Source organism: Methanomethylovorans hollandica DSM 15978 (assembly GCF_000328665.1).
GTDB lineage: Archaea > Halobacteriota > Methanosarcinia > Methanosarcinales > Methanosarcinaceae > Methanomethylovorans > Methanomethylovorans hollandica.
This window is the reverse complement of record NC_019977.1, coordinates 1-15,200: the sequence shown is the minus strand read 5'-3', so window position 1 is coordinate 15,200 and position 15,200 is coordinate 1. Positions and strand designations below refer to the sequence as shown.

At 40.8% G+C, this 15,200-nt stretch carries 14 protein-coding genes and 1 pseudogene; 8 read left to right on the top strand and 7 right to left on the bottom strand.

Translation table 11 applies throughout. The features are described 5' to 3' along the window. Positions 1-4 precede the first annotated feature (4 nt). On the bottom strand, positions 5-781 hold the full coding sequence (locus METHO_RS00080) for a helix-turn-helix transcriptional regulator (protein WP_015323485.1): 777 nt from the start codon (positions 779-781) through the stop codon (positions 5-7). 12 nt (positions 782-793) lie between these two features. Next, positions 794-1,588 carry a helix-turn-helix transcriptional regulator gene (locus METHO_RS00075; protein WP_245546294.1) on the bottom strand — a complete coding sequence of 265 codons (795 nt, stop codon included), beginning with the start codon at positions 1,586-1,588 and terminating at the stop codon, positions 794-796. 447 nt (positions 1,589-2,035) lie between these two features. On the opposite strand from METHO_RS00075, the gene METHO_RS00070 reads away from it, so the two are divergent. The 7 genes and pseudogenes from METHO_RS00070 to mtbA all read left to right on the top strand — a co-directional run bounded on the left by METHO_RS00070 (position 2,036) and on the right by mtbA (position 7,973). Beyond that, complete coding sequence (locus METHO_RS00070) at positions 2,036-2,686, top strand: methyltransferase cognate corrinoid protein (RefSeq protein WP_015323483.1); 651 nt, start codon at positions 2,036-2,038, stop codon at positions 2,684-2,686. Positions 2,687-2,698: 12 nt separating this feature from the next. After that, positions 2,699-4,075 (top strand): annotated as a pseudogene (locus METHO_RS13180) (monomethylamine:corrinoid methyltransferase). 222 nt (positions 4,076-4,297) lie between these two features. Then, positions 4,298-5,680 (top strand): APC family permease, encoded by a 1,383-nt coding sequence (locus METHO_RS00055; RefSeq protein WP_015323480.1) that lies wholly within the window; start codon positions 4,298-4,300, stop codon positions 5,678-5,680. A gap of 15 nt (positions 5,681-5,695) precedes the next feature. Continuing rightward, complete coding sequence (locus METHO_RS00050; RefSeq protein ID WP_015323479.1) at positions 5,696-5,965, top strand: hypothetical protein; 270 nt, start codon at positions 5,696-5,698, stop codon at positions 5,963-5,965. Between the two features lie 11 nt (positions 5,966-5,976). Then, entirely contained in the window at positions 5,977-6,231 is a 255-nt protein-coding gene (locus tag METHO_RS00045) for a hypothetical protein (protein ID WP_015323478.1), read from the top strand. Positions 6,232-6,293: 62 nt separating this feature from the next. Beyond that, complete coding sequence (locus METHO_RS00040) at positions 6,294-6,755, top strand: desulfoferrodoxin family protein (RefSeq protein ID WP_015323477.1); 462 nt, start codon at positions 6,294-6,296, stop codon at positions 6,753-6,755. A 198-nt stretch (positions 6,756-6,953) separates the two neighbouring features. Further along, complete coding sequence (gene mtbA, locus METHO_RS00035; protein WP_015323476.1) at positions 6,954-7,973, top strand: methylcobamide:CoM methyltransferase MtbA; 1,020 nt, start codon at positions 6,954-6,956, stop codon at positions 7,971-7,973. A 93-nt stretch (positions 7,974-8,066) separates the two neighbouring features. On the opposite strand, the gene METHO_RS00030 is transcribed toward mtbA, so the two are convergent. The 4 genes from METHO_RS00030 to METHO_RS00015 form a co-directional block, all read right to left on the bottom strand. Further along, complete coding sequence (locus METHO_RS00030) at positions 8,067-8,837, bottom strand: tetratricopeptide repeat protein (RefSeq protein WP_015323475.1); 771 nt, start codon at positions 8,835-8,837, stop codon at positions 8,067-8,069. Between the two features lie 15 nt (positions 8,838-8,852). Beyond that, the gene (locus METHO_RS14195) at positions 8,853-9,101 is read right to left on the bottom strand and encodes a DUF2769 domain-containing protein (RefSeq protein ID WP_015323474.1); all 249 of its coding nucleotides are present in this window, start codon (positions 9,099-9,101) and stop codon (positions 8,853-8,855) included. A gap of 36 nt (positions 9,102-9,137) precedes the next feature. Next, positions 9,138-10,760, bottom strand: a complete 1,623-nt coding sequence (locus tag METHO_RS00020; RefSeq protein ID WP_048830919.1) for a methylamine methyltransferase corrinoid protein reductive activase — start codon at positions 10,758-10,760, stop codon at positions 9,138-9,140. A gap of 269 nt (positions 10,761-11,029) precedes the next feature. Then, positions 11,030-12,583, bottom strand: coding sequence for a DNA-directed DNA polymerase II small subunit (locus tag METHO_RS00015; RefSeq protein WP_015323472.1), 1,554 nt, complete (start codon positions 12,581-12,583; stop codon positions 11,030-11,032). A gap of 162 nt (positions 12,584-12,745) precedes the next feature. Between METHO_RS00015 and METHO_RS00010 the strand changes: the two genes are divergently transcribed. Continuing rightward, entirely contained in the window at positions 12,746-13,303 is a 558-nt protein-coding gene (locus METHO_RS00010) for a S26 family signal peptidase (protein WP_048830917.1), read from the top strand. A 24-nt stretch (positions 13,304-13,327) separates the two neighbouring features. Here METHO_RS00010 and METHO_RS00005 read toward each other — a convergent pair whose 3' ends face one another. After that, a complete protein-coding gene (locus METHO_RS00005) occupies positions 13,328-14,563 on the bottom strand; it encodes an ORC1-type DNA replication protein (protein WP_015323470.1) in 1,236 nt (411 codons plus the stop codon). Between the last annotated feature and the right edge of the window lie 637 nt (positions 14,564-15,200).

Below are 15,200 nucleotides of genomic sequence, written 5' to 3'. Positions count from 1 at the left end.
TGTTTCAAATCACTTTAATGGAACTTTCAACATAATGAAGGAACAACTCTTTGCCCCATTGCAGTGCACTTGCATCGAAACTCAGAATATCTCTGTGGTCATACCTGCCTTCTTTATTAAAGATGCTTAAAAGCAGGAAAACATCAGTGGCAACTATAGTTGGAGGTGCAGATTCATGCTGATAAACGAATACATGTGCATTACCGATATTTTCCAATTGGTCCTTATGTTCCTGGAAATCCTCTTTTATTCTCTGCCACACAGATTCTGTTAGCAGAAGTGAAATCTCAACACCTTTTGAGGCCATCTCACTAAAAATTGAAAGGTAAGAGGGATGGAAAAAGGATAATACTGACATTATGTGGGTAGATCTGGAAATTGAAGTCATATATTTTTCAGGCAATTCGAACATATCTTTTAGTTCAGGCTCTATGAGAGAAAAATTTCCCAGTTCTCCAAGCCTTCTGCAGAGTCTCCTGGGAATCAACTTTAGATTTCTGTTTGCCCAATAATCAGTGTTCTTGTCCAGTACATCTATGATATCTGAAACAGGCTTTGCATTCTCTGTTACGATCCTACCGATGCTAGATAGCATATATCTGCTATTTTCAGTTACAAGCAGGTCCATTTCCTTAAGTTCTTTTACTGGGAGCATCATCGATCTCCAGGCTACTCCCATTTTATGTTCTATTTCTTCAGAAGTTTTTGGGCCTTCCAATAGTAAGAACATGAGCTCTTTACGTTTTTCTGAAAACCAAATTGTTTCTGATAATGTTTCCATTTATCCACCCCCTCAATGATCTAAGTTGCTCTTTTCCTTAGGAAGACAGACTCTTTCAGATTTGCTTCTGCAATAATCAATAAGTTCAGTACTCCAAAGCAATGCACTTTCATCAAAACTAATTATGTCCCTGTGGTCGTATCTTCCCTCACTGTTTAAAAAGCAAAGATATGTGAACCATCCAGTTACAGCCACTGTTGGCAAAGGTATGTTCTCATCGCACAGAAAGATTTCAACATCATTGTAAGATGAAATAGCTTCCATCTCTGTAATATATTCAGAATTCATTTTCTGGAATGCTGCGTTAGTCATGAACAATGAAAGAGAAACACCTTTGTCTGCTAATTCTAAGTAAAAGGAAGGGATATGTGGATGTACATAAGATATAAAAGTGGACATTTTTTTGGACTTAAGTACGTTATCTTTGAATTCTTTAGGGAGCTCGAACATACGATCTAGATCAGGTTCTATTAGCAAGTAATGTCCCAGTTCACCTAATCTATTAAAAAGATTTTGAGGAAGAGCGCTAAGATCCCTTGTCGCCCAGAATTCTTTGTTCTCTTCTATCACTCTCATTGTATTCAATAGCGGCTCAATATTCTCTACTATCAGTTCTCCTATTTCAGATAGATAGTACTTTTCTCCATCCTGAACTATGAGTTTCTTTTGCAAGAGTTTTTTGATCTGAGGCATTATAGACCGTGAGGTCTCATTAAGGGAAATTTTTATTCTATCTATATCCCTTGGTCCTTCTTTTAACAGGAGAAGAATATTCTTTCTCTTTTCTGAATACCAGATAATGTTCATCAGTGAATATCGCATAATACTCTAAAACTCACTTTATTGCCATTGATAACGTATCTTTCTAATGCTCTATTAATACTTTGTGCAGAGTGAAGATTGTCCAGCGCCAGATGCTCATGAAAATTTAGATATTGACAGTTAATTCGCATATATATTGCAAGATCATATACCTCATGTAATATCACATATCTTCTGCCTTTCATATGACATCTGTAATATCCTGTTCCTACACAAAGTCATATACTTTACTTAAAATCAAAAAGAAGTGCAATATTAGTACTTCTATGGAAAAGCAGCTACAAATTATACTATATATTAGCGTATACCATCATGGGGTAGGAAGTTTTCAGAATGACTTCCTGATCATAAACTGTTCTGAAGGTAAGCCATTAGCATAGCGTGTAATGGCATTGCTGAAAGTACAGTTGATTTACAATAGGAGGAACTTAAATGGGTAAACAAGAAATTCTTGACAAACTTAGAGACACCATAGTCAAACAGGACATCAATGGTTGCGTTGCAGCAGCAAAGGAAGCCCTTGAAGCCGGTGTTCCTGCATTTGATGCTATCAACGATGGCCTTGCATTGGGTATGAATATTGTTGGTGAAAAATTTGAGAAAGCTGAGATCTACTTACCTCAGATCATGATGTCAGCTAAGGCCATGAACGGCGCAATGGAAATCCTGGCCCCTGAACTTGCAAAGGAGAAGCCGGGAGAAGGCACAGGTACCGCAATTACTTTTGTGCAGGAAGGAGACATTCACGACATAGGTCACAGGTTAGTGTCCACAATGCTGGGTGCCAGCGGATTTACCATCGTTGATTTGGGTGTGGATGTACCTAACGAGACTGTCGTTGAAGAAGTAGCCAAACTCAAGGGACATAAAGTCGTCCTCGTAGGTTCTGCACTCATGACAACCTCCATGCTTGGCCAGAAAGACGTGGTCATACTGCTCAAGGAAGCAGGCCTCAGGGACAGTGTAAAGTGCATGTTCGGTGGCGCACCTGTTACCAAGGAATGGATAAAAGAAATCGGTGCTGATGCAACAGCAGAGAACGCAGCTGAAGCAGCCCGTGTAGCCATTGATATCATGAAATAAGGAGGTTTGTAGATGACATACAGAAAATCATTTGATGTTTATGATTTCTATGACCGCGCAAAGAGCGGCGAGAAGATAACTCAGGACGACTGGGATCTTATGGTCCTCCCATCCAAGACAATGGAACTTAAGCAGAAGTATGGTCTGGATTTCAAGGGCGAGTTCGTCCCCACTGACAAGGACATGATGGAGAAACTGTTCAAGGCAGGTTTCGAGTTACTTCTTGAATGTGGTATCTTCTGTACCGACACCCACAGGGTCGTCAAGTATACTGAAGACGAGATCTGGGATGCCATTAAGAATTCAGGCGAGGACTTCAGGCTGGGAACTGGCAGGGACGCTGTGCGTGTCAGCAAGAGAAATGTCGGCGACAAGAAGAAACCTATTATTCAGGGTGGCCCAACTGGTTCCCCAATATCCGAAGATATGTTCATGCCAATACACATGAGCTATGCCCTTGAGAAGGAAGTCGACACCATTGTAGATGGTGTGATGATGTCCATCCGCGGCAAGTCACCTGTACCAGGCAGCCCATACGAAATACTTGCAGCCAAGACAGAAACCAGGCTTATCAAGCAGGCATGTGCTATGGCAGGCCGCCCAGGTATGGGCATATAGGGACCAGAGACTTCCCTGTCCGCTCAGGGAAATATAGCTGCAGACTGTGCCGGTGGCATGAAAAGCAGTGACAGTCACGAGGTCTCACAGCTCAATGAGCTCAAGATCGACCTGGACGCAATTGCTGTAATAGCACACTATCAGGCTAACAGCAACATCATTATGGACGAACAGATGCCCATATTCGGTGGTTACACCGGCGGCGTAGAAGAGACAGCAATTGTGGACATTGCAACCCACATCAACGCAATGGTGATGAGCAATGCAAGCTGGCACCTTGACGGTCCTGTCCACATCAGATGGGGTTCCACCAACACCAGAGAAACCCTCATGATCGCAGGCTGGACATGTGCAACCATCAGTGAGTTCACTAACATTCTCTCAGGCAACCAGTACTACCCATGTGCAGGTCCATGTACCGAGATGTGCCTGCTGGAAGCTGCAGCACAGTCCGTCACAGACACTGCTTCCGGACGTGAGATCCTCTCTGGTGTCGCAGCCGCAAAGGGTGTTGCACTTGACAAGACCACAGGTATGGAAGCCAGGATGATGGGAGAAACTGCAAGGGCTACTGCCGGAATGGAGATCCCAGAGGTCAACAAGATCTTGGACAACCTCGTCAAGATGTACGAGAACGACTATGCTAAAGCACCTGCTGGCAAGACGTTCCAGGAATGCTACAACGTCAAGACAATCGAACCAACGGATGAATACATGAAAGTCTACGAAGGAGCAAGAAAGAAGCTCGAAGGACTGGGGCTGGTGTTCTAAGCCTCCAAAACCAAGCCGGCGAATTAATCGCTGGCTTTTTTTTTATGGAGGTTAGCCCAAGTAGAAATATCTATTAATTATATAAAACAGCGGAGGCATATTAAAATGGACACATGGACCATGATAAATGGTGCAATTTATCTCATCGATTTCTTGTTGATAGGTTGGGTGTTGCTGGATGCTGTAAAAGTGTCTAAAAAATCATAAAAGGAGGAAAACTCAATGACCGAAGAAACGAGTTCAGAATCCCCCACCCTTGTAAAAACATTGAGACCTTATCACGTATGGGCTCTTGGTGTCGGCATAGTGCTTGTCGGAGAATATATGGGGTGGAACTTCACAGTTGCAAAGGGTGGTATACTTGGTTCCCTGTTTGCACTGCTTGTAGCAGGTACGATGTATGTTATGGTAGCACTGTGTGCTAGTGAACTTGGAGCCGCTACAAAACTTGCGGGAGGTCCCTATGACTGGGCAAGATTGTTCATAGGACCAGGAGCAGCTGCCATAGTTGGTCTTGCCGTGTACATGGAATATATTGCCTTGGAAGCTGCAGATTCAATTGTCGTGGCATCAATAGCCCAATCGATCTTTCCGGAGATACAAGTATTACCAGTTACATTGCTTGTGATATCGATCCTTACATTTATCAACTACCGCGGAGTCGTGGCTGCACTTACTCTTAACTTTGCGCTAACCATGACCGCTTTCATAGCTATAATCATGTTCTTCTTCTTCAATCTCCTGGGAATAGGAAATATACCATGGAACCCTGCAGAATTGATCTCAGGCGCAATGCCTAACGGGATTGTGGGAATATTTGCTGCATTGCAGTTCGGTCCCTGGTTCTATCTGGGAATAGAAGGTGCGGCAATGTGCGCAGAAGAATGCAAGCATCCCTCAAGGGCAGTTCCACTGGGACAACAGGCTGGTATGATCACTCTGCTTATTGGAGCAGGTATGACGCTGTTTCTATGTTCTGGCCTTATACCCGCATCAGTACTCGGAGTATCTGTATATCCCCTTTATGAGGCAGCAACTTCAAGTGGTATGTATTTCCTGGTAGTGTTCCTGGCCATAGGTACATTGTTTACCTGTATTGCCAGTGCAAACGGATGTGTGTGTGACTCTTCAAGGTCATGGTTTGCATTGTCCAGGGATAATTTCCTGACACCCTGGTTCGCAGCCGTGCACCCAAGATATTACACACCTTACAGAGCTGTGATCTTTACAATGCCTATAGCTATTGCTTTTGCATTTAGTGGTTTCCTTGACCAGGTTATAACCTTCTCGATCACATCAGGAATGGTTGCCTATGTCATGATCCCATTTGCTCTTATAAGGTTCAGAAAAATGTTCCCACAGCATTCGAGCAAGGTGCGTCCGTTCATAGGACCCTTGCAGCCATGGATAGCTTACTTTACTATATTCCTTGCAATAATAATTCTCTCGACACTCAATTGGGGATACCGTTACAATCTGATCTTTGGGCTGGTGTTCTACATAGTAGCGTACTTCTACTTCAACTGGAGGTACAAGAGCATGGAAAGTGAGCATGACTGGGAACGCGATATGGGATGGCCAAATCCGGTAATGCACAGGAGCTAATAAGGAGGGATGAAGTTGGCAAATATAGACAATAACAGATACCATAGCAAATTGCATCAGGATGCCGGAGTCATTGTGTTGCTGCTAGCACTGCTGTACTTCTCCGAACTGTACATGATATACAACATAGTGTCAATAATAGGAGCCAGTGTACCTATACCACCTCTCCTCATAGGACTGTATGTACTGTTCATAATCCTGTTGCTGGGAATAGAAACATTGGGATGTGTGGGTGTATATAAATCCATCAAGAAACACATGTTCGAATTTGAATACTATGATTAAGGAGGTATAAGATGGCAGCAGCAGTTAAACAGGAAGGAGAAACAGGAATTTTCATGAGGATCTTTGACATCCTCTTTGTCTTCATAGTTGCTTTTACCTGCGTGGTAACACCAGTGGTCTTGCAGGGAACTGTGCTTGTAGGCTGGGGAGAAAGCGGAGCTATGAGCTTTGTATGGGATCCTGTAGCCTATTTCTCATCTCTTGGAGTAATAATAGTGTTCTTTGTGGTTATACTGTACCACTCTGTGAAACACTATAAGTTCTAATGCCGGCTCTGCTGGCTTTTTATTTTATTTATTGATATAGAACTCAGGAAAATGGTGATCAAATGACTGATAAAAAAATCAATAAGCCTGTAGATCCAGCTCACCTCACAGAGCTTGAGCAGAAGCATGTGCCTATGATAGAAGCACCGGAACTTGTCCTCACTGGACAGCCTTTCATTGTTAAGGTGACAGTTCCACATGTAATGGAACAATCTCATTACATCGAATGGATAAAGCTCTCCATGCATGGAATAAAGTTAGGAGAAGTGAATTATTCACCATCTGATACCAGCACCACTGCGGAGTTCACAGTAACAATCCCTGAAGAAGTTGTTGCTGTGAAAGTGTTAGAACAATGTAATATCCATGGGGTCAATGTGTGTGGTGATTGTGGTACAAAATCAGTGCTCACAGATCTAATTGCAGTCGCAAGTTGCAATGTTCACGGACTCTGGGAAAGTTTCAAACGTATAGAGGTCATGTCGAAGATACAGAGTGAAGGCAAACCCTGCAAGTGGGAATAATGAACTTTAAGTGAGAAATCAAAGTGAAAAAACAGTAACGGAACTAGTTTATATAAATCTCATAACTGATATAATAAGTAGCACCTCACCTTTTGGTTTTTCAAAGACCATCATATCTGTGAGGATTGTATATAGCCACTTGTTTCATTTTAACAGTGAAAAGCTTTTGAAAGAACATAATTTTTAAGGAGACTGATTATGTCCGATTACACCCCTAAAGAAAGGCTTGCCCGTATTTTAACAGGGCAGAGCGTAGACCGTATGGCAGCTATTTCTGTCACGCAGACCGGTACCGTAGAACAAATGGAAGCTTGTGGCGCATTCTGGCCGCAGGCCAATGAAGATGCCCAGCTCATGGCAAATTTAGGCGAAGCTGGTCATACCGTTGTAGGTTTTGAAGCGGTACGTGTACCCTTTGATATCACTGCTGAAGCTGAGTTCTTCGGCTGCCAGATCAAGGCAGGTACACAGGAACAACAGCCTTCTGTGGTAGGCCATGTGGTCAAGAGCGTTGATGACATAGCTAAATTGGAAGGTTACAGTCTGGACCACGGCAGGATAGGCGTTGTCTGTGAGGCTATTAAGATCCTGGCAGACAAGTACGGTAAGGAATTACCCATCATTGGCAGTATGATAGGTCCTTTCTCCCTTGCCCAGCATTTGAACGGTGATGACTGGTTCATGAATATCTTTACAGATGAGAACCTTGGCTTGAAGCTTATGGAGTTCTCCACAGCTTTCAGTGTTGCATACGCAAAGAAGATGGTGGAGAACGGTGCTGATACTATGGTTATTATCGACCCAACAGCAAGTTACCAGCTGATTGGAGCTGAGTTCTATGAGAAGTTCGTAGTACCATTCCACAAGAAACTGGTAGATGCCATGAACGAGCTGAACGTGCCTACAGTACTCCACATCTGCGGTGATACCACAGCTGGTCTTGCACTCATGGAATCCAGTGGTGTGAACGCCATCAGTATCGATCAGAATGTAGATCCTGCAACAGCCGTCAATGCAGTCAAAAAGGCATTGATAGTTGGTAACCTGGACCCTGTGAATGTGCTCTGGAACAAGACACCTGAGTTCATCAAAGAGAAATCAAAGGAAGTCCTTGATGCAGGGGTCGCATTGCTTGCACCAGGTTGTGGTATTGTCAGCAAGACACCCACAGTGAACCTGCAGGCAATGGTGGAAATGGCGAAAGCACATAAGTATTGAACTAAAACCTGAAATATGCAGGGTTAGTAAAGACCCTGCATTAGTTTTTAATTATCTATCACTAAAAAAAGGATAGGTTTTCAACTAGCATTCCTAATTTGATATACTTTTCTTTCCAAGTTCATGAAGCACTGTATCCCTGAACTTAGCAGCATCTTCAAACCCGGGTTTTATTGCCAAAGCTCTGTTAAAAGCTTCTAGAGCATCTGCATACTTAGTCTGTCTGAAAAATATGTCACCTTTGCAGTACCATGCTTCTGCACTATCCATTTTAATGTGAGAAGATGATGTGAGAGGAATCCATGTAAACCGTGGGAACTGATAGTTAAGAGGCTGCGAACATTCAATAGAATACTCAAAAGCTTCAAGTGCACCCTCATAATTTCCAAGCTCTCTTAAAATATTTCCTTTACAGTACCATGCCTCAGGGAATTGCATACATTTGGACAATGCACTGTCAAGACAAAACAAAGCTTCATTGTATCTCCCAGTTTTATAAAGCACAAAGCCTTTTCTAAAAAGGCTTTCAGGATCATCTGGAACTTGATCCAACATCTTTTCAAGGAGTTCGAGAGAATTATCATATTTTCCTATCATATAATTTGCATAGCTTTTTCCAGCCAAACTATTAAGGACACTTGCTTTTGATATCTTTGCAGCTTCATAATCACCCTGAGATGTAAGCATGTCCACCTCTTCTTCCCACAAATCTTCTGCCAGATCATAAGCAGCTATACACTCTTCAAACTTCTGCATCTTAAGAAGAACATGTCCCTTCTTATAAGCCTGTAATGCACCATCGTGAATCTTTTTGATGTCTTTCTTCGTAGAGTTGCCAGTAAATATTTTTTTAAATAATTTCAATTAGTATCTACCTCACTACTGAATAAAACAAAAATAATCTCCTTCAAGTCTGAACTTCTCATAAGTATGACATGAGAGACACAGACAACCTGCCTTTAAAGATGGCGTTTGCTGATTTTTCCTGGCACAGAACATCATCCCTTTTTCCTGATAAGAAGGACATTTTATACAGAGGCAACCTTTAGAATGATGGTATGAAGTACAGATGCCAAAATACCTGCCATAAGTTGCTCTATTACTGTCAGTAAGTTCTGAGGGTTCCATATACTATGACCTTTAGAAGTGTTAGCATGCAAAGGTTTAACGCTTCACCTTCAAAATTGAATGGTTCATTGTTTGTTCGGGACAGATGGTAACACAACGTCTACAACTTGTACCAAGGCAATGCTGGCTGTCTATATTTGCAAACCTCTTACCTTCTCTTTCAATGATAATTACAGCATCTTCAGGACAGTCTTTTTCACATTTATGGCACATTATACATTTTACCACAGGTGCCTCAAGGATGATACCTATATCCTTTACAATCTCTATGCCTTTTTCCCCCACATCATCAATATCCTTTGAAACACGTCTTTCTATATTCACCTTTTCAAGGTTTTGGGGGAAAGGTTTAATTTTATATAACTGAAGCATCTGATCATAGATCTCCAAAGGCATTCCCTGTTGCCAGTAAGACAGTTCACAGAGATATATGTCTTTAAATGTTTCACTTGTAGCCATCATGAGATGATCGGCATGTATTTTCTTTGCTACAGATATGACATCACACAACTTTATAGGATCCACAGCAAGCTTTCTTGCAAGACCGATGGAAGTGTTGCCAAACTGGACAATATTAGGGATAAAACCCGGTACAGAACCTAAATGTCTCGCCTTTTCAGCATCAACGTATGTGCCCGTAGCCCCCGACATATAAACGTATTTCAAGTCAGAGTATTCAATACCGGCTTCTATCATGAGAGTCATGTGAGCAGCCCAGATGGCACCGATCGCCTTACCCACTTCTTCCACATCCTTATCGGTGATTATGATCCCATCACCCAAAACAATCCTTCCCTCTGGAAGATGCGGCAACTTTTTCGTCAGGCCTTCCTTGATAGCCAAAGCAATGGTAGAAATAACCCCTGTTCCTGTAATACCTTTGGCCTTTATTCCAGAAGATTCAATGATTTCACCGGAAACTGGATCTACAAGATCACTTTCTATGGGTTCCATCTCCTCGTTGAGCACTATGAGCCGCCAGTAGGAACCCTCAAGATTAACATCACTTATGGCTCCGGGACCTGCCAGCATACCGCAATTGATGCCCTGACCTTCAATGGCCGGACCAGCTGCAGCGCTTGCAGTGATGATCCTCTCTCCTACTTTTAATGCCATCTCTGCATTTGTTCCATAATCTGTTACCAAACACGGTTCATTCTGGTTTATGAAATCGGTTTCCATCATCATGGCAAGGGCATCAGCACCTATCTCATGTTTTATTGCAGGAGGGACTACTATCTCACAGTTGTCCATCTCATAGATGCCTTTGAATATCTGGTTGGCAGGGAAGATCCGAGCATCTCTTTTCACATCGTGAACACCCAGTTTTTTCTGCTTGGCCTCGCCTGCATACGCAAGGTCCAGAATCTCACTATTCTGAAAAAGGGATAACTGTATAGGATTACCACAAACAGCTATTCTCTGTATACTTAATGGATCAACATTGAATCTTTCCAGTACTTTCTTCACAGCCTCAATTATCAATCCATGAGCTACATCCTTGCCTGTGCTGATCGCAAAATCCAGATGGTCCATTACATTCCCGCCAGGGAGTGGATGACCCATAGTGATCACAGTTTTAATAGTTTCTCTTGTCTCTATATCTATCAGCTGCGATCTGAAACCGCTAGTACCAAGGTCTAGTGCAATTACATACATGAAGATACCTTCAAAAAGCATTTACAGGCAATTAAGTTTTAACTTTGACTTGAGGACACACCAATATATATTTTTTGCTCTGAGATCTAAGATGGGGGGCTTTGGAAAAAAAGAAGTAGATAAGAGAAACACCTAAAAAAACTTATTTGATACTGTAACCAAAAATTTCAAAATTTATATTGGATGTGGTGTTGAGTAGTAAATATTTTCTATTTATAATTTTCTGTTCAACTGCCAATCTTATTTCTAGATAAAAACTGTTACAAGTATCACTCAGCAAACTTAAGGATAGTGGTCTTAAGAGTGCTGAGGTCTACTATAGGCACCTGTGCAGGAGTAGGCACGACATTTACTCTTTTCTGGAACTCGGTCTGGGACTGCCATGTACCCGAATTAACCAATAGAACATTCTTGTACCATTCCACACCCACTGTGTGAACATGACCACAATGCAGTATATCTGGCACCTGGCTAATAACAAAATGATCCTGTTTTTCAGGAGCTATAGATACCCGGCTGCCATAAATGGGAGAAAGATGTCTTCTTTTCATCATTTCCACCATTGCCTTTGTGGGTTCCTGATAGGATACACCAGGTATGGAGGCTACCAGATCGTCAATAGACCTACCATGATATATCATAAGTTTGACACCATCAAGATCAACAACAGAGGGATTACCCACAAATAATACATTTTCAGAGAAATCTGCCCGTATGTTTTCCGGCAGCATGGGCTGTGGTTCTGCTTGTCTCACAGCATCATGATTACCAGGAGATATTATAACTTTAATGTGCTTTGGTATTTCACTAAAATATTCTGCAGTTTTTTTATACTGTTCATATACATCCGGTATATTTAATTCCATCTCCTGTCCCGGATAAATACCTACTCCATCTACAAGATCTCCAGCCACAACAAGATAACGTACCTCCGTGGACAACTCAGCCATCACTTCATTGTCAGTATCACCTTTGAGAAAATCAATAAAACGATACCATTCTTCTTCTAAAAATGTAGAACTACCTACATGAACATCAGAGGTGAGGACAGCTTTGCCGTATGATCTTTTTCTTTCACCCAGAGTATTAGGTAAGTCTGGAATCGTGATCTTTTTAGCTATAAGCAGTTTACCATCGTTAGTAAGAGCACCAGTAATACCCACAACTTCATCCAGTACAAAGCAACTGGCAAGCTCAAATAGCTCTTTATCAGCCATTCTTATCAGCACTGAGATAGAACCCGTAGTATCCTCAAGTTCTACCATTTTATGACCATTACTTGTACTCTTAATGTCTGAGATCATACCAATGATGGAAACTTCATTCATATCCTTATCCATGCCCTCGCGACGACCGCCTTTTTTATTACGGTATTTGTTCAGACTTTCTATAGGTCTTGAATTTAACCTGCCCCTTATCATTTCACTTAATCTGCTATATCTATTCCTGAAAAACTGGACAAATTCCATATATTCGCCTACACATGTTGAATTATCAGTAATGTCCAATAAAACATCAACAGGATTGTAAGACTGAGGACAGGTAAGAGTGGAAACCATAGGGTTTACTTGTGCAGGAATAATATTGCTGCTTTTAGAAAAAGGAGCTTTTACAGGCACTTCATATTTTTTTTGAATATCTCTTTCATTAATGCACTCATTAATATGCTCAATATCCACTACTAACACAGAAGGGTCCATGTTCTGCAGGACATCGTCCAGAAGACTGCGTGGGTTACAATGACAACATATCAATTCCACAGCATTCGGGCTTATCTGATATCCTTCTTCTAGGAAAACGGTAATCACTTCGATCTGATTCATAGAGGATCAGCGTTATGAATAGCGAAATATTTTGATCACAGATTTTCAATCCTCTGGCACTCCAAGGAGAGCGATGTATTCTATATGCTATGTTGTTATATAGTTGTAATGGAAAGGAGGAAACTATTATATCATTTTTATCTAAAAGCATCCGGTGAAAGAATGGATTTAAAGGAAGGTATTAAAACTTTTAGAGAAAGCGAGAACTTTTATATTTCCCTTGCCAGAGACATAACTTCTGTAGCTGCAGCTGTGCTTTTATTTTCAACAATTTCATACCTGATATTCGGGATGTGGACACCAATGGTAGCTGTGGAATCCGGTAGTATGGAACCACATATGAATATAGGAGATATAATTTTTATCCAAAATATAGAAAGAACATCTGTAATAACCAAAGATGATGCATCCACTGATTATGTATCATTTAAGGATAAAGGGGATGTTATATTATACCGGCCTTACGGCAGAGAAGAGGTTATACCTATTATACATAGAGCGATGTACTTTGTTAAAGCAGGTGAACCAATGTGGAAAGGAGGGCCAGTTGCCCCTCATGATGGTTATATCACTAAAGGGGATAATGAGCAAACTAATATGATATATGATCAGCAGGGACAAATAAGCTATCTTACACCGGTAAAAGAAGAGTGGATCATAGGAATTGCCAGATATCGAATACCATATATAGGGAAGATAAGGCTGATGTTGCCTTTCTGATATGGACTTTATCAGAAAACAGCATCATAAGTGCATTTGAGTGGTAATTACAGGTTTGAAGTCCTCAAGTGGCTTCAGTCTGTAATCCTCAAAAAGTACGCGCTGTGTACTGGAAACGGGGACACTCAAAACTATTTCTTTTGTTCTTCCATATCTACCCTTACTCACAACAAGAGCATTTACTATACCAAGCATGTCCAGTTCTGACATCAGATCGGTCACGCGCCTCTGGGTTAGAATGTCCATGTCTACATTAATACAAAGTTGACGGTAAACATTGTACACTTCTCCAGTGGTAACGTTCTTATATCCGTTGTTTCTCAAATTTATGACTGCACAAAGTGCAAGTTTTGATTGAGTGGGAAGGGTCTTTACTACTTCAATAACACGATCAACTTCTATTTTATCCTGAGCCCTTCTAACATGCTCTTCCTGTACATGCGGTTTCTTTTCGCGTTCAGCAAGTTCTCCTGCAACCCTTAATAGATCCAATGCACGCCTTGCATCACCATGCTCCTGAGCCGCAAAAGCTGCACATAAAGGGATGACACTTTCTTCCAAAACTCCATTTTTATAAGCAATTTCTGCTCTTTCCATCAAGATGTCACTGATCTGATCTGCATCATAAGGTGGGAAAATGATTTCTTCTTCTCCAAGAGAGCTTTTTACTCGTGGATCTAAAAATTCAGTGAATTTAAGGTCGTTAGAGACTCCGATCATGCTAACCTTAGCCTGTTTGAGATCTGAATTTGCTCTGGATAGATTATAAAGTACATCATCTCCCTTTTTAACAAGCTTATCAATTTCATCAAGAATTACAACAATTACTTGCTTTTTTGAGTCTATAACCTCTTTAAATTTTGCAAATACCTGATCAGTAGGCCAACCGGTCATTGGTACATCTTCTCCAAACTGTCTTGCCAGATTAGCAAGCAACCTGTATTGAGTATCGATCACTTCACAATTAACATAAACTACACTACACTGAACATTAAGTTGTTCACCTATTCTTTCCAGCTCTCTTCCCACATGCCTGGAAGCAGCTGTTTTTCCAGTTCCTGTTTTGCCGTAGATAAGAATATTAGAAGGAGTGTCACCTCTTAAAGCTGAAACCAATATAGTTGCAAGACTGTTTATTTGCTCATCTCTATGCACTAAGGTATCAGGAGTATATGTTGGCCTTAAAACCTCCTTATTGTTAAAAATAGGTTCAGTTGCAAGTAATTCCTGAAAAAGACCATCTAAAGCTTTATTTTGCATATTGACTACCATCCTACCACTGAAGACCTTGGACTTAACTCACCAACGTGAAATAGCCTGTAAAGGTACCATTTCAGATAAATGTATTGTAAAGGGAACTAAAAGAAGAAAAAATAAACTCTTCTGTAATTCAGTACCCTTGAATAAAGAAAATCTACTATAACTAACTGAAGTCTTTATTTCATCCTTTTCTTCCATTCGCTACATTGGAAATTAGGGTTATTAATCCTTATGGTGATAACCCCTTTGTTTCCATTGCAAGCATTTATAAAAATAAAGTTATGGAGAAAAAACAGTGCTTAGCACCTTTATCAAAATTTAATGAGAAAAAAGATACATCTAATTGTGAATTTCAAATGGAACTTAAAATGTGAGACCCCTTTATTTCCAGTGGAAGGTTTATAAAAGAGAGGAACCCTATTGTTTCCAGTGGAGCCATAAAAAAAAATTGGTGAACAATTTTTAACTATATACAAAAAAAAAGCCTACTTCAATTATGTAGCTTATACTATTTAAGCTTTATTTCTGAGTACAAAAACTGTCTTTGATAAATATAATAGCAAAACAAATAAAAAATAAAACTACTGTTAATCTTTACATCCAACTTTTACCTCTAACACATAACCTTAGTGTTCCA

What these genes read in the sequence shown, in the direction of transcription:
- METHO_RS00080 (WP_015323485.1), bottom strand. Translation starts at nt 781, where the DNA reads ATGGAAACATTATCAGAAACAATTTGGTTTTCAGAAAAACGTAAAGAG.
- METHO_RS00075 (WP_245546294.1), bottom strand. Translation starts at nt 1,588, where the DNA reads ATGAACATTATCTGGTATTCAGAAAAGAGAAAGAATATTCTTCTCCTG.
- METHO_RS00070 (WP_015323483.1), top strand. Translation starts at nt 2,036, where the DNA reads ATGGGTAAACAAGAAATTCTTGACAAACTTAGAGACACCATAGTCAAA.
- METHO_RS00055 (WP_015323480.1), top strand. Translation starts at nt 4,298, where the DNA reads ATGACCGAAGAAACGAGTTCAGAATCCCCCACCCTTGTAAAAACATTG.
- METHO_RS00045 (WP_015323478.1), top strand. Translation starts at nt 5,977, where the DNA reads ATGGCAGCAGCAGTTAAACAGGAAGGAGAAACAGGAATTTTCATGAGG.
- METHO_RS00040 (WP_015323477.1), top strand. Translation starts at nt 6,294, where the DNA reads ATGACTGATAAAAAAATCAATAAGCCTGTAGATCCAGCTCACCTCACA.
- mtbA (WP_015323476.1), top strand. Translation starts at nt 6,954, where the DNA reads ATGTCCGATTACACCCCTAAAGAAAGGCTTGCCCGTATTTTAACAGGG.
- METHO_RS14195 (WP_015323474.1), bottom strand. Translation starts at nt 9,101, where the DNA reads ATGGAACCCTCAGAACTTACTGACAGTAATAGAGCAACTTATGGCAGG.
- METHO_RS00020 (WP_048830919.1), bottom strand. Translation starts at nt 10,760, where the DNA reads ATGTATGTAATTGCACTAGACCTTGGTACTAGCGGTTTCAGATCGCAG.
- METHO_RS00015 (WP_015323472.1), bottom strand. Translation starts at nt 12,583, where the DNA reads ATGAATCAGATCGAAGTGATTACCGTTTTCCTAGAAGAAGGATATCAG.
- METHO_RS00010 (WP_048830917.1), top strand. Translation starts at nt 12,746, where the DNA reads ATGGATTTAAAGGAAGGTATTAAAACTTTTAGAGAAAGCGAGAACTTT.
- METHO_RS00005 (WP_015323470.1), bottom strand. Translation starts at nt 14,563, where the DNA reads ATGCAAAATAAAGCTTTAGATGGTCTTTTTCAGGAATTACTTGCAACT.